Origin of the sequence: Myroides odoratus, from assembly GCF_965118575.1 — a bacterium.
Taxonomy (GTDB): domain Bacteria; phylum Bacteroidota; class Bacteroidia; order Flavobacteriales; family Flavobacteriaceae; genus Flavobacterium; species Flavobacterium odoratum_B.
In genome coordinates this window covers 210,683-230,682 of record NZ_CBCPHW010000003.1, presented here as the reverse complement: position 1 = coordinate 230,682, position 20,000 = coordinate 210,683, and the positions used below count along the sequence as shown (strand labels likewise).

Below are 20,000 nucleotides of genomic sequence, written 5' to 3'. Positions count from 1 at the left end.
AGATGATGAAAAAATTACTTTCATTATTACACGGTGATAAGATTATATGGGCATTAGCAATTTTATTGGCCATGCTTTCCTTTTTACCTGTTTATAGTGCAAGTACTAACTTAGTTTATACTATCGGAACAGGGAAAGCAACAACAGATTACCTATTTCGACATTTCGTTCATTTATTTATTGGAATTTGCATAATGTGGTATTTTCACAAAAGAGATTATGTACTCTTTCGGAAAATAGCCATAATAGGTATGCCGATCATAGCATTAGTCTTATTTTATACCTTGTTAAAAGGAAATACAATTGGAGGCGCTAATGCGAGTCGATGGTTGAAAATTCCTTTGCTAGGACAATTTCAGCCTTCTTCTACAGCAGCAATTATTTTGTTGATGTATGTCGCACAATACTTAACAGGTATTAAAGATGAAGTAGTTTCCTTTAAAAAGTCTTTTTGGCAATTATGGGTTCCCGTATTGGTCATTATAGGCTTGATTTTACCGGCTAACTTTTCTACAGCAGCTTTAATCTTTTGTATGGTATGTGTCTTAGTGTTTATTGGGAAATATCCGTTTAAATACTTAATGACTATTGTAGGAATTGGCGCTTGTGGTATTCTATTATTTGTATTAGTAGCTAAAGCTTTTCCAGGCGCTTTTCCAAATCGGGTCGATACTTGGATTAGTCGAATAGATCGCTTTACGGGACCAGATGACGGAACCCGCGACTTGTACCAGGTAGAAAACGCTAAAATGGCAATTGCAAATGGGGGGGTATTCGGAGTAGGCCCTGGTAAAAGTGTATTGAAAAACTTTTTACCTCAGTCGTCTTCGGATTTTATCTTTGCTATTATTGTAGAAGAATGGGGATTATTCGGCGGAATTACTATCTTAGGGATATACCTTTTGCTCTTTTATCGCTTTCTTATTGCAGTACATAAAGCCCCTACGCTCTTTGGAAAATTATTGGTGGCAGGATTGGGTTTCTACCTGATTTTTCAGGCCTTGATTAATATGGGAGTTGCCGTTTCGCTTTTACCAACAACCGGACAGGCTTTGCCTTTGGTGAGTAGTGGTGGAACAGCCATTTGGATGACGTGTTTTGCTATTGCAGTCATATTGAGTGTAACCAAAAAAGAAGCAGAAATACAAGCAGAAGAACAAAAGAAAAAAGAAGAAGCGCTGTTGGAACAAGAAATGTTACACGACCTTCATATCGATCGATTAGAAAAAAATAGTACAGAAGAATAAAAGGCAAATGGAACACAAACCTAAGTTTATACTAAGTGGAGGCGGAACAGGAGGACATATTTTTCCTGCATTGGCAATTGCTGATGAATTGAAAGTTAGATTTCCAGAAGCAGAAATTCTTTTTGTCGGTGCAGAAGGAAAAATGGAAATGCAAAGAGTGCCTGAGGCAGGTTATCCCATAGAAGGATTATGGATTTCAGGTATTCAAAGAAAACTGACCTTCGACAATTTGATGTTTCCTTTTAAGCTATTAAGTAGTTTAAGGAGGTCGAGAAAGATTGTCAAGGCTTTCAAACCAGATGTAGTGATAGGTACAGGTGGATTTGCAAGTGGTGCTGTGGTTAAAGTTGCAGCAGGAAAAGGAATTCCTACCGTTGTACAAGAACAAAATTCATTCCCAGGTATAACCAATAAGTTATTGGGAAAAGAAGTAGATAAAATTTGTGTGGCTTATGATGGATTGGAGCAATTCTTTCCTCAACATAAAATAGTAAAGACAGGAAATCCTATTCGTCAAGGATTACTCGATGTAACTATAAAAAGAGAAGAAGCTATAACCTATTTTGAATTAGATCAATCCAAAAATACGGTAGTAGTGCTTGGAGGAAGTTTAGGTGCACGTAGAATTAATCAGTTGATAGAAGAGCAACTGCCCTTGTTTAAAGAGATGGGAATTCAGTTAATCTGGCAATGTGGTAAATTCTACTATGAAGAATACAAAAAATACGCATCTAAAGAGGTAATCGTGCGTGCATTTTTAGATCGTATGGATTTAGCTTATGCAGCAGCTGATACAATTATCTCCCGAGCAGGTGCATCATCTGTATCAGAACTTGCATTAGTTGGAAAGGCAGTCATATTTATTCCTTCCCCTAATGTAGCCGAAGATCACCAAACCAAAAATGCAAAAAGTGTGGTAGAACACCAAGCAGCTATTTTGGTTAAAGAAAAAGAGTTGAATGAAAAGTTTATACCAATTTTTCAAGACTTGTTTGCGGATAAAGAAAAACAAATTAAGTTGGGACAAAACTTTAGAAAATTAGCTTTGCCCAATGCAACAAAAGATATAGTAGATCAGATCGTAAAATTAATGAAGAAGTAAAATGGATATGAATAGCATTAAGAGCGTATATTTTATTGGAATTGGAGGCATTGGAATGAGTGCCTTAGCTCGTTATTTTAAATTCATTGGAAAAGAAGTTGGAGGATATGATAAAGTAGCTACTCAATTGACAGAAGAATTAGAAACAGCGGGAATTGAAATTCACTATGAAGATAACGTAGATTTAATTCACGCCAAGTATAAAGAGGTAGCATCAACCTTGGTTATTGTTACACCTGCTGTACCCCAAGAGCATTCGGAATGGAAGTATTTCAAAACAAACCAATTTGAAATCAAAAAGCGTTCAGAGGTTCTGGGAATTATTACAAAAGACACCTATTGTTTCGCAGTAGCTGGTACACATGGTAAAACAACAACAACAAGTATTTTAGGACACTTGTTGTTTCAAGCAGGCTTAGATGTAACTGCTTTTGTGGGCGGTGTAGTTGAAAACTATCAAACGAATTTGATAGGAAGTGGAAAAACCATTACCGTGGTTGAAGCAGATGAATTTGATCGTTCTTTTTTACGACTATTTCCCAATGTCGCCTGTATTACTTCTACGGAAGCAGACCATTTGGATATATTTGGAACAGCAGAGGAAATGGTAGTCGCTTTTAAAGATTTTGCCAATCGTTTACCTGATGCAAATAAGTTATTTGTAACAGAAGCAGTAGATCTGGATGGAATTCAAGTTGGATTCGGTTCCAATTGTATTTATCAGGCAACCGATATAAAAGTAGTGGATGGTTGGTATATATTCAATATAGTAACTCCAAAAGAAACAATCAAAAATGTTTATTTTGGTTTACCAGGTCGACATAATTTATCGAATGCTTTGATGGCTTTCGCTATGGCAAGTGATTATGGTGTTGATACACAAAAATTGATAGAAGGATTAAAAAGTTTTCGGGGTGTACGCCGAAGATTCTCTTATAAAATAAGAAGAGATGATTTAATTTACATTGATGATTATGCGCATCATCCAACAGAGATTAAAGCAGCAAGTCAAGCGGTACATGAAATGCATGGAGATAGAAAAATAGTAGCCGTATTTCAACCTCACTTATATAGTAGAACGAAAGATTTTATGAGTGAATTTGCACAAGCTTTATCAACTTTTGATCATGTAGTAGTATTAGATATTTATCCTGCTCGAGAATTGCCAATAGAGGGCATAACTTCTTCTAAATTGTTAGAGCAAATATCATCAAACGTAAAGCGTTTAGTTGCGAAAGAGAATTTAATAGAATATCTAAAAGCGTCGGATGCGGAAATCATCTTGACAATTGGAGCCGGTGATATTGGAGAAATGGTACAGGATATAAAAATAGCTTTAGAAAAAAAATAGAAATGAAAAAATTGTTAAAGAAAATAAAATGGTCGGATTTACGCATCTTGATGGTGCTAGGGGTCGTCTTGTTTTTATATTCTTTTAGCAATGACAGAAACACACACCGAACTTTAAAAGGAATTGAAATTGTTTTTAAAGGGGAAGAACGACATTTTGTAACGTCTACGGATGTGAAAGATATTGTAGAAAATAAAAGTGCAACGGTAACAACGATCAATCGATTAGCTTTAGATTTAAATACTTTGGAAAAAAAGGTTTTGCTAAATAAATTAATCAAAGAGGCCGAGGTTTTTGTTACTATCGATGGAGTACTAAAAGTAGAAGTAAATCAAAAAAAAGCAATAGGAAGAGTAGTTGGAGAACAAGAATCTTTTTATTTGGATGAGAATGGAGCTCCCATGCCTTTGTCGGAGAACTATGCTGAACGTGTCGTTTTAGTAGAGGGAGAGGTGAAAAAGGAGACACAAAATTCTTTAAAACAAATGTTAGAGATTATTAATGCCGATGAATTTTTAAAACAAGAAATTACAGGTATTAGCATCCAACCGAATGAAGTGATTTATTTGAAAAGCCGAGTAAATCAGCTGGAAATTTTAGTAGGAAGTTATAATGAAATGGAGCGAAAACTCATGAATTATAAAGCTTTTATGCAATATGCAAGTAATGAAAACATAGAAATAGATAGTTATAAAAAGATCAATCTGAAATTTACCCAACAAGTGGTGTGTTCAAAATAAAATTGAGTATGGAAAAAGAAAATATAGCTGTTGGTTTGGACATTGGAACAACAAAGATTGTTGCAATGATTGGTAAAAAAAATGAATACGGTAAGCTCGAAATCTTAGGTTTGGGAAAAGCGAAGAGTTTGGGTGTGAAAAGAGGTGTAGTAAATAATATTACACAAACAATTCAATCGATTCAACATGCCGTTGCAGATGCGGAGACTCAAGCAGGTTACAAAATAAAAAATGTTGTAGTAGGTATTGCGGGTCAACACATCAGAAGTATACAGCATAGTGATTATATTAGTCGTCCAAATCCAGATGAAGTTATTGGAGATAAAGATATTGAACAATTAATTAACCAAGTACAGAAATTGAGTATGTTACCGGGGGAAGAAATTATTCACGTATTGCCTCAGGAATTTAAAATTGATGGAGAACCCGGTATTAAGGAGCCCGTGGGGATGTATGGTAGCCGATTAGAAGCTACCTTTCACGTGGTCGTAGGACAGGCAGCTTTAATTAAAAATGCAGGACGTTGTATCAAAGATGCCGGTCTGGAATTAGCTGGAATTACCTTAGAACCTTTAGCTTCTGCTGAAGCAGTATTAAGCCAAGAAGAAAAAGAAGCAGGTGTTGCTTTAATTGATATTGGTGGTGGAACGACGGATTTAGCTATTTTTAAAGATGGAATTATTCGCCATACAGCAGTAGTTCCTTTTGGAGGGAATGTTATTACAGAAGATATCAAAGAAGGATGCTCAATTATTGAGCGTCAAGCGGAGATTTTAAAAGTAAAATTTGGTTCGGCTTGGCCTGGGGAAAATAAAGACAATGAGATTGTCTCTATTCCAGGATTAAGAGGAAAAGAACCGAAAGAAATTTCTTTAAAAAATCTTTCTAAAATTATAAATGCTCGTGTTGAAGAAATTGTACAATTGGTTTTTTCAGAGATTAAAAGTTATGGGTATGAAAATCCCCAGAAAAAATTAATCGCGGGAATTGTTTTAACAGGAGGAGGTTCAGAACTCAAACATATTAAACAATTAGTAGAATATATTACAGGTATAGATACCCGTATTGGATATCCAAATGAGCATTTAGCTGGAGATTCAAGCTTAGAAGTTTCAAGCCCTTTATTTGCAACGGGGGTGGGATTAGTTATGGAAAGTGAAAGACACCGAAAACGAGGTGCTATTTCAATCGAAGAACTAAGATCAAGTGAAACGAAAGTAGAATCAAAACCAGAGGAAAGAAAGGTAGTTTATGCTTCATCTCCAGTAGAAGAAGAAATGAACACGAAAAAAGAACCTGTTGAGACGGTAAGTCAACCTCGTGTAGAAGTACGCCGCTCAACACAACCTAATGAAGAACGAAAAGAAGCGCAACCTAGTACGGCAGACCGCTTTGAAAGTAGTTTCATAGGAAACTTTTTTAGAAAGATTAAAGAATTTATTGAAAAGCAAGAATAATAAAACGATACGTATATGGAGAATACAGATTTCGGAGGAATAAAGTTTGACATGCCTAAAAACCAATCAAACGTTATTAAAGTAATTGGTGTAGGTGGCGGAGGAAGTAACGCGATCAATCACATGTTTAAGCAAGGTATTAAAGGAGTGGATTTCATCGTTTGTAATACGGATTCACAAGCCTTAGAAAATAGTTCTGTTCCTAATAAAATTCAGTTAGGGGTTAACCTTACAGAAGGGTTAGGAGCGGGAGCAAATCCTGAAGTAGGTCAACAATCTGCTTTAGAGAGTATTGAAGAAATTGAAAAAATGCTAGATACCAATACCAAAATGGTGTTTATCACTGCTGGTATGGGTGGAGGTACGGGAACAGGTGCTGCTCCAGTTATTGCTCAATTATCAAAAGAACGCGATATTTTAACGGTTGGAATCGTAACTATTCCTTTTCAATTTGAAGGAAAAGTACGCCAAGAACAAGCGTTAAAAGGAGTGGATCGATTGAGAAAACAAGTAGATTCACTTATCGTAATCAATAATAATAAATTACGTGAAGTATATGGTAACTTAGGCTTTAAGGCTGGCTTCTCCAAAGCAGATGAAGTATTATCAACTGCTGCCCGTGGTATCGCTGAAGTTATTACTCATCACTATACGCAAAATATTGACTTAAAAGATGCAAAGACTGTATTGTCTGATAGCGGTACTGCTATTATGGGATCAGGTACAGCATCTGGTGATAATAGAGCCAAAGATGCTATTATTGATGCATTAGATTCTCCATTGCTCAATGATAATAAAATTGCAGGTGCTAAAAATGTATTGTTGTTAATCGTTTCAGGCACAAATGAAATTACAATTGATGAAATAGGTGAAATTAATGATCATATCCAAACCGAGGCGGGCCATAATGCAAATATCATTATGGGAGTTGGTGAAGATGAATCCTTAGGAGATGCGATTTCAGTGACTATTATTGCTACTGGTTTTAACTATGAGCAACAAAGGAATATTGTAAATTCTTCAGAGCCGAAAGTAATTATTCATACGTTAGAAGAAGAACAAAAAGTAGTGCGTGATTTAACGCAAGCTACTGCAATTTCTTCTTATGGTTTTACAACACCTGATCAACCCCTGCGTATTTCTACTCCAGAGAATAATGAACTTGTTATAGCAAATGAAGATGTAACAAATGAACTTGAAATCAGAAAAGTATTTACCCTAGAGGATGACGATGAAGAGGATAATGACGATGACGATTTTGGCGGATCTGATTTTCCAACACAACCCTTTGGTGAAGTAGAAGTTGAAAGAAAAGCAGTAGAAGCTTCAAATTTGGACGTTTTTTTTGAAATTGTAACACCAAAAACAGAAGAGAAAACCAACGAGCAAAACCAAAATGACCCAACGGCATCTAAACAAAAGGATATCAGAGATATTTATGTGGTAGAGCCTGAATTTATTGTGGTTTCTCCTAAAATTAGGGAAACTAATACGCCAATTATTCATCACTTTGATGAAGAATTAGCGGAAATCGAAGTGGCTGCTGAGGTATTGAGTTATGCGAATGAGGTAAATGCACAAGCATCTGCTAAGAAAGAAGAAGTTATTCGCTTTTCTTTAGAGGATTATATGGATAAAGAAGAAGAATTAGCTGCTGCTAAACCTATAATCAACCACAAAGAAGAAATTGCCGAAGAATTTAAATTTTCTGTTCGATCAGAAGATGCGCCTACTGTGAATAAAGTTGAGGTTGAAACTTCATCGGATGATTATGATGAGATGAACCCAACGGAAATGAGCATTGAAGAATTTACACTTAGAAGCAGAGCAGCGGAACGCAGAAGAAAAATGAAAGACTTCAATTATAAATTCAATAATTCAACCGCGCATTATTCAGATTTAGAAAAAGAACCTGCATACAAGCGTTTAGGCGTTGATTTAGAGGAGATAAATGACGAGAGTAATAAATCTAGACTGTCATTTGGTGTAGATGGAAATAACGATCCTAAATTGAGATCTAATAATTCCTTTTTACATGATAATGTAGACTAGAGACTAGTCTTAGTGCTAAAGGATTTAAATTTAAAATACAAAACAGTAGTAAACCTTGGTTTGCTACTGTTTTTTTTGCTTTAGATTGTTTTTTTTTGGCGAACCACCTAGTTTGTTTTAAGTGAGGGAATTGTGGATATTTTAGTTAATTAATCGAATATTTTTACATAATTTTTAATATATACGTTTATTTGTTTGATTATGTTTAGTTTTTTTATTTTTTGACATTTGCATTTAGGTTAAATTAGTTTAATGCTATTATTTAATCTATTTATATATGCAGAAATTTTATTTAATCCTTTCTGTTTTACTGTTTTTTTCTTGTTCTAAAGAAGATTATCCTTTAGGTAGAAATGAGGTAGAACAGGATTCAAACAAAACATCAAGCGATTGCTTTAAGGAAGATGAGTATGGCAACTGTATTGATGGTGGACCACCCATCAATTTGCCCGAAATAATCATTGTTCCCCCAGGAGCTGGTGGTGGTACAGGTATTAATGACCTGTGGTTAGAAATGTTAGCCTCAATGAGCACATTTCCTAATTCTACGGATGGAGGTTCTTCAGGTAATGCTAATTTAAATAACGGGGTTGATGTTGATCAAAATTCACCTCACTATTTAAATGTGCAAAAAATCTTAAATGACCCTATAGTAGTTGCTGAATTAAAGGAGATTTTTATCGATGCTACGCATTCAGCATCTGAAGAAAACGGAAGACGTGAAGCAGGAGCCTATGTTTTTTATGATGAAGTTAGTGATATGCTTTATCTTGGAAACGTTAAATACGGGGAATACACACAAGGTGGAGCCGGTACGAATGGATCTGTCGGTTTAGGTAGTGGCAGTGTACAATCTAATTCAGACGAAAATAATGTAATCCCTTTAACTGCACTACCAATAGCAGCTTTTCATACCCATACGCCATTGACCTATTTGCCTGAGGATGATTCTAGAAAAGTTGGTTTTTCTTCGGCTGATATTCGCTTTGCCAATAACAACCATGTGCCCATGATTCTATTAGATTATGTTGGAATGGAAGGAACGGATGGAAATTTTTATATACGCGGTGGTCATTCGATTGATGATCCTTCGAATTTTATTATTTATTACCCTAATCAGCATTAATTATGAAAAGAATAGAACTATTGATTTTATCCCTATTGGTATCGGTTGCCTCTTTTTCCCAACCCAATAGTATCCATGTAAAAGCGAAGTATTTAGCCGATGAAGTGATCAAAAAGTTAGCATTTACACAACCTTATGACGTGACGGATAGCACGCCTGTCTCCTTTGTAGAAAAAGGGTCGATAAAAGATTTTACAGGAAATGAGTATGCTAAAACACCCTGGTATGGGGCTACAGAAGGAAAGGAGTTTATTGTGGTAGAATATTCAGATCCCAATCAAGAAACCGACTGGGGATACTTATATCAGGTGTATTTATGGAAGGATCATACCCTGCCTTTTTTTGTTAATCGAGGGGATGGCATGGGGTTAAATTTGAAATATAATGGGAATTCACAGCCGTATTATCGCGTTCATTATTCTACGGATTTGCAAATATTCAAATACCCCTCTTTGGTGGATCCGAACCAAATACTTGAATTATCTTACATCGAAAGCGAATGGGTAGATAGCAGTGATTGGGTTACGGTTACTTCCTATGTATTCAGAGCAAACGAAAGTAGAGGGGTTGAATTGATTTCCAAAACAGAAGAACCTTTTAGAGGTAATATCTTGATTACGTATAAGATCAAAGTAATAGCCGATGATGCGTGGGTCATTATCGATAAGACGGCTGATGGTTACGACCTAAATCCACTGTAATTTACTATTACTTTATTGTTATTTTAGGACGGGACATAGTGACAAAAAAAGACTTTCTATTGGGAAGTCTTTTTTTTGTCTAGTAGGTATTAGAAAGAAATAGATTTAAATTTTTTAACCTGAACTTCTTTATCCTTCACTTTAAGGATAAAATTAATTTGTTTAGGTTGCTGTATCTCCGTGTTGATTGTGATTGAATTTTCAGGTACTTCTATAACATTTTTATTTTCAGGATATACGGTAATCGTGTATTCTCCTTTGGGCAAGTAGAAGGCGTATCGACCATCATCAGCTGTATAAGTTGTATGAATCTCTCCCAAATTACTTTGGGCCGTTATGCGTTGACCTGAAAGGTTTTTACTTACAGCAAAGGCATTTTCTGAATATTCATATTGAATAATACCAGTAATAGTCGTGGTTTGTTTTAAATAAATAATGGAAGTACTGGATGAGGTTAGCTCAATTTTAGTGGGAGTTGCAAACCAATTTTTATCGTTTTGAACCTGTAGGGTATACGTATTTTCGGGTAATTTTTTATATTCAATCATCCCTTCGTTGGTGGTTACAAAGGATTTGTTGTTTATAATTACAATTCGGTTACTCGCAGGCACTATTTGTTGATCTTCATCTTGATAATAAACATAGACTTTTAAATTATATGCTTTTTCATACACTTTGTAAGGCAGTAATTGTTTAATTACGCCAATTTGTATATAGTTCGTTTTATTTGCGGAAGAAAAACCACCATACGTATTGTAATTGCTAACATAAAGGTCAAAGTCTTTTTTGAGCTTGTATTCTATGCGCGTATTGAACTGCCATAAATCCCCACTTGTTGAAGTATTGCTGTAATATGCATTCATAACAACGCCCAATTGATTATTGAAAAAACGTCGTTTGAAATTCCCCATTAACATTAAATTCGTGTAGGTATTTACCTCTTGTAGATTAAAATAAGAAACATTGATGAGCTCACTTAAATTACTATAATTATATTGATAGCTCAAACCCAAATCAATGCTTTTATAGTTTAAGCCCACATTAATTCTATAATGTAGATTTTCATTGAGCTCCGTCTGTGTGATGTAATTCCCTAAATCAACCGAAAGATTATACCCAAAATTCTTAATGAAGTTACTTTTAGTAAATAAACTCGTTAAGCGAATAGCATTTAGGTTATCCATCGTAAACGTGTGATAGTTGTAGCGCTGTTCATTGACAAATTGGGGGCTAATCGATAAACTACTTGATTGCATTCGATATGAGTAGCTTAAGCCAATTGTATTGCTTTGTTGTTTGGAGTTGTAATAGTTGGTATAACTGTATTTGGGTGCATAGTGAATAAAGTTTTGTACGATTCCTAGGGTGTGTTTGTTGAAATTTCGCCTTACATTGGTAGAAACCTGAGATACACCTTGTCGGATACCTGCATAATAAGGACTGCTATAAAAGCTGCTGTGCTGTATTTGATACTTTTGTAATGTAGCATAAGCATTTATGCCCAAAAAAGCCCCAAAATGATTCGTTTCGTCTGTATGTAATAGAGAAGCCCCCTGATTTAAATCAAGCTGAAAAGAAGGTTTATTCCATAAAGAAAAAGAATTATACCATAAATTTTTCTTTTCCTTGTATCGATGGTTTAAATCATAATAAAATTGGGATTGCTTCCAATGGTGTTTGTTCGACTGAAAACCAATCCACGTATTGTAACCAATAGAGCGATCATTAGCATCCGTAATAAGGTAGGTTTTATCTAAATATCCCGCTTGTAAAAAAAGGGAATCTTGAATTTTAATTGTTGTTTGAATACCCCTTCCTTGCAATGAGAATTCGCCAGATTGGAAAATATTTCCTGCTTGGATTTGCATATTTTCTGTTTGAAAATCGGCTAGAAAATGACGCAAGTTTACCTTTTTCTCATTGTCCCAATAAATTAAATCCCCCGTTAGCCCTAATTTAGTGTTTTCGGAAAATTGGATGGTCGTAGAACCAATTAATTGCGTTGCTTCTAGTACATTATTACCCATTATTCTATTCAGTTCAACGGTATTGTTGTGATAGTAAGCATCAGTAAGCGCATGTTCGGATCTATATTTGCGTTTTGATTTTAAGGAACTGACTGTATAATTGGTACGCGCAATAAAATCTCCATTTTCATAGAGTAAAGTTGCGCTAATGTCAAAATCTTCTAATTTGAAGGCTTCTTTTGTAATAAACTGTTTAATTGATACTAACGTATCTTTTTGAGGTTGAATAGGAAGATGTAAGGTTAAAGTACGTTGTTTATTTAGTTGATTAGGAAAGGTGATCACATAATGCAAATTTTCGGCTGTATTGCCTTTATTCTGAATTAAGGCTCTTAAAAATATACTATCTCCAACTTGTTGAAATTGAATTTGATTTTCTAAATTTAAAAGGAAGACTTTTCTGTTTTTTTGAATGAAAATAGCTTGTTCAGCCACTTGAACAGATTGATCCGTTTTTTCTGTCAATAGGGCTTTTAAGGCAAATTCCATGTCTATGGCACTTGTTTGATCTACATTTGCAATAACTGGAACATATGTTTTTTGCCCGGGACTTAATCGAATCAACTTGGTTGTTGAACTAGAGATGCGAATCGCTTTGTTGTTCCCTTCAATAGCTAATTTCCCCGTCCATTCGGATTGACTAAGATTGGATATTTCAATAGTTGAAGAGAAATAACCCATCTCATCTGCTTGAACATCACTGGTTGTAAATTTTAAAAAAATAGGTGAACCTTGTGCAAATAGTGCTAACTGCGAACAAAAGAAAAGAAAGAGGAAAATTTTTTTGATCATTAATTAGGAACAATTATAAAATATAAATAAGTTTCATATCTTCCGCTGGCTTGTTGCAACTCTCGTTGATTAGGTAGAATAGTGAGTTCAAGGTTATATGACATGGATTGACTCCATCTCGGAAAAGAAGCCAATGCCTGCTCTTGCGCTGACAAAGCTAAGGGGCCAAATAAGCTGACATCTGTGGCATTGCCCCCTTCAATTTGATGTAGAGTTGCTTTTAATTTTAGGATTGAAACAGGAAGACTATGAGACAGGGTTGAATTGTACATCATATTATCCGCCGTTCTAACTAGTACCTGATGTCCTTGATAACTGCGTATGTACAAGGCGTTATTAATTGTAATTGTTTTACCTCTAAGTAGCTCTTCAGGAGAGTCAAAGTTAAAGATAAATTCATTAGCCCCATTGCGCAATTCAGCCAATTGATCTCCGTGATTTCCTACATAATTGAGCTGAAATCTTGCCGCACCAGGTGCTGATGTTTTTCGGGCTAACAAAGTTTCTCTTCCTGAAGAAGTGTCGTAAAGTGAAAATTCGTAGGTATTGCGGTAGATATTATTGGGAATGGTTAATAGGTGCACACCTCCGCGAATAGTTAAATCGAAGGCTAAGGTGTAATAATTGCCTTCAGGTAATGGAGTCGTACTTTCGACAATTGTGTTTTCTTGAAATTTACTCAATGGTAAATCCCTTCCTGTATTACTAAGAGCTAATTGATTAAAATTCCCACTTTGTCTGTTGATACTCAACGCAGATGTTTCCGCTGGGACCCTATAGTTCTCTGCATAATAATCATCCAACAAACGAACCGTAATTTTCCACTTGGCCGGGGATGACGTCCCATGATTTCTTCTGAATTGAACTGAAATTTGTCGTTCTTCTGTTTTTCCAGCTTTTAGCTCGTTGTACGAATTAAAAACAGATTGCCCGCCTTCATATACATTTAAGTCGTATTGCGCATAAATAGTATGTGAGACTAAAAGTACAAAAATCAAAAGTAGTCTAAGTGTCAATTTCATAGCGTAAAATCAAGTTCGGCTACTTTTATTGTATTATCCTTACCATAGGATAATTGTACAATAAAAGTATAAGTGCCTGGTTTTAGGTCTTGAGGTAAAGGAAAAGAATGTTTTCTCAGGTCGTTGGGCAAACTGTAAAAATCAAGTGTATGTAATGTTTTTTTATTGCCTGTTTGTTGATCAAATAAGGTAGCTGTGATTTTTCCATCACTCCACAATAACCCATTATTTTGAAAAGATACATCAATCGCTCGGTTTCCTTCTGCCGATTTACCTGGTTCTAGGTCTACAATTTCGACAGATTCGGTGTTGCTTGGATTAGCGTGATATATTTTTAATCCCATTCGAACGGTTACTTTTATAGCGGCTCCATTTTCATCTACTGCATTGCCCGGATTTAATTGGGTAAAGAAAATCATAGAAGTATGTACGGGAACGTCTTCTGAAAGATTGTGTGGTACATTTAAGATTACTTCTACTTCTTTGACTTCATTGGATTCAATCACAAAATATGAATTAGGTAATACTTGAATCCAGGTCGCTGCTGAATTGGATAAAGTATTCATTTCTGCAATAGCATTACTTCCTTTGTTGTCGTAATTCCAATCTCCCAAGGAAACGCCTACTTCTACTGCTTTGTCATTTGGATTTGCTATACGTACTTTTTGAGAAGCTACTGTACCTGCTGTATTTTGGAAATACATTTTCCCAGGAGAAATCGATAGTCCTGCTTGTGCAAATGAAGCTAATGAAATAAATAAGAAGAATAGAATCAGTGTTTTTTTCATTGTAAATAAGGGGGTTAATTAATGGGGTAGTAAGGTATAAACCACAGTTGTTTGATAATTTCCAGCTTTTTGATTCAATATATAATTGATATTCTCAATGGGAATGGTATAATTAATGTCCACATATTGACTGTTTCCTTTATTATTAGATTGAAGAATAATTTGTGGGTTTACAGTTAGATCGACAGTCTGTAATTGCAACGGGAAATCCAACGAAGTGGAAGTTGCAATACTTGGTCTAACGCGAATAATCGATACGGGCAAAGTCGATAGCGCTGCTTCATATTGGAAATAGGCATTGATTGTTCGCACCGACAATTCATAAGGTGTTGAGCACTGAATCACAAGATGATTTTTTAAAATACCTGTCTCTTTACCTCTGGCATATTCTGTCCCTCTGTTGAGACTCAATTCAACAGAAGGGTGATTGATAACTAACGACTGCTGTTCTCTAAAATTTAAAACAATTTTGGCTTTCGTCGAGCCAATTTGTGCAAAGAGTGAATAAGACGATAGTAACAAAATAAGTATAAATAGTGTTTTTTTAAGCACGTTTATTTTTACAAAGATAGGATTGTATATGTTATGATGGTACTATAAGTACCTGCAGGTTTATTTAATAGTTCCTCAGATGTATTCATCTTGTAGGACACATTATAAGTTCTTTTGACATCACCTACACTGGAGCGAATCATGTTTTTTTCGCGCATGGAAAGTGAAACAGGGAGTAAGGCAATGTTTTCTCTATATTCTCCAATACGCCCTAAACTAGGATTTAGCGCAATATTTTCTACTTTAATTTGATCCGATTGATGCGTTAGAGGAGCATTAGCTACAACGCGAACCTCATAGGTTCCACTGCTCATAATTTCGATGTGATCTGCTTGATCACTAATTTTACCTTTTGTATAGTCGTCAACCGTTTCAAATGATAAATTAATTTGTTGTTGCTGATCATTAATTTTTATCGATTGAATCGGCTTCAAAATAACATTAAGATTACTTTGAGCTGTATTTTGTGCAGCCAGGACAAAACTAAACAATAGCAAAATAAGGGGTAGTAATTTTCGCATTTTTTCAATTTATCTAGGTTAAATTTACGCAAAAAAAGCGAATGATTTGCGACAAATCAACTGTTTTTTAGTAGTGGAGGTGCTAAAAAAATGCATTTGCATCCCTTTTTTATTTATTTAAGTAAAGACAATAACAAAAAAATCTACTATTATAGGCAAACAACAGTAGATTTGGGATGAATGCGTTTTTGGTATTATAAAGCGTATAGATTGTAAGTTACTGTAGTTGTATACGTTCCTTCTTTTTTATCTGTATAAGCTGCAGTTTGACTTGCCGGAATAGCATACTCAACGGCGTATCCCATTTTTGCAGTTCCTGTAGAAGTTGTAATTAAAGGAGAACTTTCAGTTGTTGCTAATTGTGCTACATTGTGAGAAGCTGTAAAATTAGTTGGTGCTGCTCCTTCTGCTAAATTAGTATTGCCTTTAATTCTTACCTCTACGGTGTTTACCGGGATAGAAACTCCACTGTTGTTTAGATCACTACTAGCGATCACTTTGATTTCATATTTTTGAGTAGCTGTAACTTCTAAGTGATTTTTTAATTCACCTGTACTACTTCCTTTTTGGAATTGTTCAACGGTATTCATTGGAATCGTTACAGTTGCATTTGTAACGTTCAATTCATAGATGTCTGACAAATTAACGTTTAAATTGGTAGTGCTTGAACCTTTTTTATTTACTTCTTGAGCAAATGATGTTATACTGATAAAAGATAATGCGGCTACTACTGCTAATTTGAAGGTTGTTTTCATTTTTGGGTTATTTTTTAAAGTTTATAGTTACTTATTTTGACAGGACAAATGTATAGTAGCAGAACTTCTAGGAAAAGGTCAATTCTCATCAAAGAGTTGTCATTTTTAGTGTAAAAATAGATAAATAGTAAGAAAAATCGAATTTTGAGAAGTTTAAACCTTGTATATGTTGCAATATATTCACAAAACAAGATTTAATAAGGTTGTTGCTTTTATATTTCTTCCTTGATTTTTGCATGGGACTACCCAAGAACTAGAATACGATGGTTCTAAGTCAGTCGTTCGAGGATAATGGTTCGAAGGTTCTTCGAAGAAATCGCGATTTTCCGGCTGTCTATCGAAGAATCTTTGAAGAATCTTTGAAGAATCTTTGAAGAATCCTAGTAGAAATGATCCATAAAGGGTATCCAAATACGGAATATGGTCGAATGTTAAGCATCAAAAGGGATGGATAACAAAAAAACGTTATAAAAAAAAGATGAAAAGAAGGATAAACAAAAATCTACTGTTGTAAAAAGAACAACAGTAGATTAAATTAGGTATGCTTTTTTATAGTATTATAGTGCGTATAGATTGTAAGTTACTGTAGTTGTATACGTTCCTTCTTTTTTATCTGTATAAGCTGCAGTTTGACTTGCCGGAATAGCATACTCAACGGCGTATCCCATTTTTGCAGTTCCTGTAGAAGTTGTAATTAAAGGAGAACTTTCAGTTGTTGCTAATTGTGCTACATTGTGAGAAGCTGTAAAATTAGTTGGTGCTGCTCCTTCTGCTAAATTAGTATTGCCTTTAATTCTTACCTCTACGGTGTTTACCGGGATAGAAACTCCACTGTTGTTTAGATCACTACTAGCGATCACTTTAATCTCATATTTTTGAGTAGCTGTAACTTCTAAGTGATTTTTTAATTCACCTGTGCTACTTCCTTTTTGGAATTGTTCAACGGTATTCATTGGAATCGTTACAGTTGCATTTGTAACGTTCAATTCATAGACGTCTGACAAATTAACGTTTAAATTGGTAGTGCTTGAACTTTTTTTATTTACTTCTTGAGCAAATGATGTTATACTGATAAAAGATAAAGCGGCTACTACTGCTAATTTGAAGGTTGTTTTCATTTTTGGGTTATTTTTTTAAGTTTTTTCGTTACTTATTTTGGTGGGACAAAAGTATAGTAGCTGAGCTTCTAAATAAAGGTCAATTCTCAGGAATAAATTGTCATTTTGCGAGTAAAAAGCTAAAAAAACTATAAAAAAACGATTTTAACAAGTTTAAAAAGGGTATATGTTGCTTTATGTGTACAAAAAAAGGATTTAGCGGAAAGGAAAAGGGCTAAATCCCTTGTTTTATGTTTTTATGTTGCTATTAGGTGATTGTTTGTGAATAAAATAAACGATAAGGTTTACAAATGCTCCCGATATTCTTTAGGACTTAAGCCTGTTGCAGCAATAAAAAAGCGAGTAAAGTTACTGGTATCTTCAAAATTTAACTCATACGCAATTTCCTTTATTGTTAAAGAGGTATGTTTTAAGAGTAGCTTTATTTCATTCACTACAGCACTTGCAATGATTTTTTTTGGTGTTGTCCCATAAATCTCTTTGCTAATTTCAGTAAGCTTTGAAATAGTAACTTGCATGTGATCGGCATAAAATTGTACATTCCGTTCTTTGCGAATGTGAATTCGAATAAGTTCATTAAATTTGATTACATTTTTCAGTTGAGAAGGCGTCAGTTTTTCTTTATTAAACTCTACATAGGTATTAATATGACAAGCCATGATAAAGAGTAATATGCGCTCTACGACATTATGAGCTGTCATATAGTTTAGATTATTATATGGCTTCGCTTTCATTTTGAATAAAGAAACAAAGTAATATTTAGCAAAAGTTATTTGTTCGGGTTTTAAGGTAATTGAATTGATACCATTCGTGTTGTCAAAAAAGAAGCATTTGTCTAAAAAATGACGGTCCACTTCCGTGCGGCAATAAAAGTTATCTGTAAATTGGATAAAACACAAAGAATAGCTTTCGTCTGCGGTTAATCTGAATAGTTCGTTTTTGCCCAGAAATAAACAGTCACCTTCTGTGAGGACTTTTTTTGTTGTTGACCGAATAACGGTTACTTTTCCTTTTTGTAACCAGAGGATTTGATAGACATCTTTGTGTTGTTCAAAAAGACTGTCATTTTGAGTTAGATAAGTTGCTGTGCCAGCATCAAATCCATAGACTGATTTTAGTTCGATAGATGATAACATAAAGGGGAAAATTGGGTTTATAAATAGATTTAGGGTGTAAAGACTGAAAAATCTGTTTTAAAAGCAGCTAACGCACTTGTTTTTTTTGGGTATTTCGAATTCATGTTACGGAGAATTAGTTTATAAGTATAAGTATTTATAAAAAATATACCAATTATAGAAGTAAATATAAAAAGATATGGCTAAAAACAGAAGCTATTAGTGATGAATATCACGGAAATTTCACTTTTTTTTTATAAAAGTAAAAGAGGGGAAAGTGCCTTGTGTTTATCGCTTTTTTATATCTTTGCAAAACCAAATTAAAAAGAGATGAGTTTACAAGTTAAAATAATGGATGCGATGAAAAGCGCCATGAAATCAAAAGATAGTATAGCTTTAGAAGCATTAAGAGCAATTAAAGCTGAATTGTTATTAGCACAAACTCAATCAGGTTCTAAGGAAGAGATTAATGAGGAGGAAGAAATTAAAATTTTGCAAAAATTAGTTAAACAACGCAAAGACAGTGCTGCTATTTTTGCAGAACAAAATAGAATGGATTTAGTTGAGCCTGAATTGGCACAAGTTGCAGTTATTGAGCAATTTTTGCCAGAGCAATTATCTACTGAAGAAGTTGAAGCGATTATTGCTAAAATTATTGCAGATGGAAACCATGCAGGAATGGCTGCTATGGGACAAGTAATGGGAATTGCTTCAAAAGAATTAGCTGGAAAAGCAGATGGAAAAACAATTTCAACAGTTGTGAAAACACTATTGACAAAATAAATTTTAGGAGGTCCGCGTAGTTCAATTGGATAGAATATCAGATTTCGGCTCTGAGGGTTGGGGGTTCGAACCCCTCCGCGGACGCAAAAAAGCACGTATGAATTTTCATACGTGCTTTTTTTATGAAAAAAATATTTTTTTACTTCCTTTTTTTAAAAGTGATAAAAATCATATTTTGTGATACTTAGACTCCTTACTTTTGGTATTAAATAAAGAAGGCTATAAAAGACATGTATTCTATTTGTTTTTTCTATAAATGTTTTTTGGTGTTTGATGAAAAGATAGGGAGAAATGCTATGAAAAAGAAAAAGATGTTTTGTAGTTTGTGAGTTTGGCTACAAAATAGCATATTGTTGTTTGAAAAAAAAAGCACTAATCGCTAGTTAGTGCTTTTTTTGTATACTTATCTTTCGTATTTGCAGCAGCTGTGTAAACCATTATAAGCTGTATCAGTTGCTTTGATAGCTTCTGTATCATGACCTGCTTTTGCAACGGCTTCTTGAACTTCTTTCCCTGTTGTTTTTTTAGGATTTAAATAAACAGTCATCTGCTTATCCGCTATAGACCAATCCACAGAGCGAACTCCTTTTACTTCTAAAGCTGCTTTTTCGATTCGCTTTTTACACATTTCACATTGGCCTTTTACATCAATTACCTGTTTAGGTTGTTCTTTTTCTTGTGCAAAAAGAGAAGCTGTTGTCAATAGGGTAATCCCTAGGCTAAAAAATATTTTTTTCATACTTGTAAGAGT

18 protein-coding genes and 1 tRNA gene are annotated in these 20,000 nt (G+C 34.6%); 10 read left to right on the top strand and 9 right to left on the bottom strand.

Annotated features, from left to right (window positions below):
- The first annotated feature begins 5 nt into the window (after positions 1–5).
- The 8 genes from ACMHJ2_RS03865 to ACMHJ2_RS03830 all read left to right on the top strand — a co-directional run bounded on the left by ACMHJ2_RS03865 (position 6) and on the right by ACMHJ2_RS03830 (position 9,776).
- Positions 6–1,247, top strand: coding sequence for an FtsW/RodA/SpoVE family cell cycle protein (locus ACMHJ2_RS03865; RefSeq protein ID WP_413511678.1), 1,242 nt, complete (start codon positions 6–8; stop codon positions 1,245–1,247).
- Between the two features lie 7 nt (positions 1,248–1,254).
- On the top strand, positions 1,255–2,349 hold the full coding sequence (gene murG / locus ACMHJ2_RS03860) for an undecaprenyldiphospho-muramoylpentapeptide beta-N-acetylglucosaminyltransferase (RefSeq protein ID WP_413511641.1): 1,095 nt from the start codon (positions 1,255–1,257) through the stop codon (positions 2,347–2,349).
- Between the two features lies 1 nt (position 2,350).
- The gene (gene murC, locus ACMHJ2_RS03855; protein WP_413511640.1) at positions 2,351–3,700 is read left to right on the top strand and encodes a UDP-N-acetylmuramate--L-alanine ligase; all 1,350 of its coding nucleotides are present in this window, start codon (positions 2,351–2,353) and stop codon (positions 3,698–3,700) included.
- A 2-nt stretch (positions 3,701–3,702) separates the two neighbouring features.
- Positions 3,703–4,440, top strand: a complete 738-nt coding sequence (locus ACMHJ2_RS03850; protein ID WP_413511639.1) for a cell division protein FtsQ/DivIB — start codon at positions 3,703–3,705, stop codon at positions 4,438–4,440.
- Between the two features lie 8 nt (positions 4,441–4,448).
- Entirely contained in the window at positions 4,449–5,897 is a 1,449-nt protein-coding gene (gene ftsA, locus ACMHJ2_RS03845; RefSeq protein WP_413511638.1) for a cell division protein FtsA, read from the top strand.
- A gap of 15 nt (positions 5,898–5,912) precedes the next feature.
- Positions 5,913–7,949 (top strand): cell division protein FtsZ, encoded by a 2,037-nt coding sequence (ftsZ, locus tag ACMHJ2_RS03840; protein ID WP_413511637.1) that lies wholly within the window; start codon positions 5,913–5,915, stop codon positions 7,947–7,949.
- A gap of 277 nt (positions 7,950–8,226) precedes the next feature.
- The gene (locus tag ACMHJ2_RS03835) at positions 8,227–9,075 is read left to right on the top strand and encodes a hypothetical protein (RefSeq protein ID WP_413511636.1); all 849 of its coding nucleotides are present in this window, start codon (positions 8,227–8,229) and stop codon (positions 9,073–9,075) included.
- A 2-nt stretch (positions 9,076–9,077) separates the two neighbouring features.
- Positions 9,078–9,776 (top strand): hypothetical protein, encoded by a 699-nt coding sequence (locus ACMHJ2_RS03830; RefSeq protein WP_413511635.1) that lies wholly within the window; start codon positions 9,078–9,080, stop codon positions 9,774–9,776.
- An 89-nt stretch (positions 9,777–9,865) separates the two neighbouring features.
- Here ACMHJ2_RS03830 and ACMHJ2_RS03825 read toward each other — a convergent pair whose 3' ends face one another.
- The 8 genes from ACMHJ2_RS03825 to ACMHJ2_RS03790 form a co-directional block, all read right to left on the bottom strand.
- Positions 9,866–12,595: a hypothetical protein gene (locus tag ACMHJ2_RS03825; RefSeq protein WP_413511634.1), complete on the bottom strand. Its 2,730-nt coding sequence runs from the start codon at positions 12,593–12,595 to the stop codon at positions 9,866–9,868.
- A complete protein-coding gene (locus ACMHJ2_RS03820) occupies positions 12,595–13,617 on the bottom strand; it encodes a hypothetical protein (protein ID WP_413511633.1) in 1,023 nt (340 codons plus the stop codon). Before ACMHJ2_RS03820 ends, ACMHJ2_RS03825 begins: the two co-directional genes overlap by 1 nt.
- Positions 13,614–14,405 carry a hypothetical protein gene (locus ACMHJ2_RS03815; protein WP_413511632.1) on the bottom strand — a complete coding sequence of 264 codons (792 nt, stop codon included), beginning with the start codon at positions 14,403–14,405 and terminating at the stop codon, positions 13,614–13,616. The genes ACMHJ2_RS03820 and ACMHJ2_RS03815 overlap by 4 nt, the downstream gene beginning before the upstream one ends.
- An 18-nt stretch (positions 14,406–14,423) precedes the next feature.
- Positions 14,424–14,957: a hypothetical protein gene (locus ACMHJ2_RS03810; RefSeq protein ID WP_413511631.1), complete on the bottom strand. Its 534-nt coding sequence runs from the start codon at positions 14,955–14,957 to the stop codon at positions 14,424–14,426.
- An 8-nt stretch (positions 14,958–14,965) separates the two neighbouring features.
- Entirely contained in the window at positions 14,966–15,478 is a 513-nt protein-coding gene (locus ACMHJ2_RS03805; protein ID WP_413511630.1) for a hypothetical protein, read from the bottom strand.
- A 194-nt stretch (positions 15,479–15,672) separates the two neighbouring features.
- Entirely contained in the window at positions 15,673–16,233 is a 561-nt protein-coding gene (locus ACMHJ2_RS03800; RefSeq protein ID WP_413511629.1) for a hypothetical protein, read from the bottom strand.
- A 557-nt stretch (positions 16,234–16,790) separates the two neighbouring features.
- Positions 16,791–17,351 (bottom strand): hypothetical protein, encoded by a 561-nt coding sequence (locus ACMHJ2_RS03795; protein WP_413511628.1) that lies wholly within the window; start codon positions 17,349–17,351, stop codon positions 16,791–16,793.
- A 284-nt stretch (positions 17,352–17,635) separates the two neighbouring features.
- A complete protein-coding gene (locus ACMHJ2_RS03790) occupies positions 17,636–18,487 on the bottom strand; it encodes a helix-turn-helix domain-containing protein (protein WP_413511627.1) in 852 nt (283 codons plus the stop codon).
- A gap of 309 nt (positions 18,488–18,796) precedes the next feature.
- Between ACMHJ2_RS03790 and ACMHJ2_RS03785 the strand changes: the two genes are divergently transcribed.
- The gene (locus ACMHJ2_RS03785; protein ID WP_413511626.1) at positions 18,797–19,249 is read left to right on the top strand and encodes a GatB/YqeY domain-containing protein; all 453 of its coding nucleotides are present in this window, start codon (positions 18,797–18,799) and stop codon (positions 19,247–19,249) included.
- Positions 19,250–19,259: 10 nt separating this feature from the next.
- A tRNA-Arg gene (locus ACMHJ2_RS03780) sits at positions 19,260–19,333 on the top strand.
- 319 nt (positions 19,334–19,652) lie between these two features.
- Here ACMHJ2_RS03780 and ACMHJ2_RS03775 read toward each other — a convergent pair.
- Positions 19,653–19,988: a heavy-metal-associated domain-containing protein gene (locus tag ACMHJ2_RS03775; protein WP_413511625.1), complete on the bottom strand. Its 336-nt coding sequence runs from the start codon at positions 19,986–19,988 to the stop codon at positions 19,653–19,655.
- Positions 19,989–20,000 lie beyond the last annotated feature (12 nt).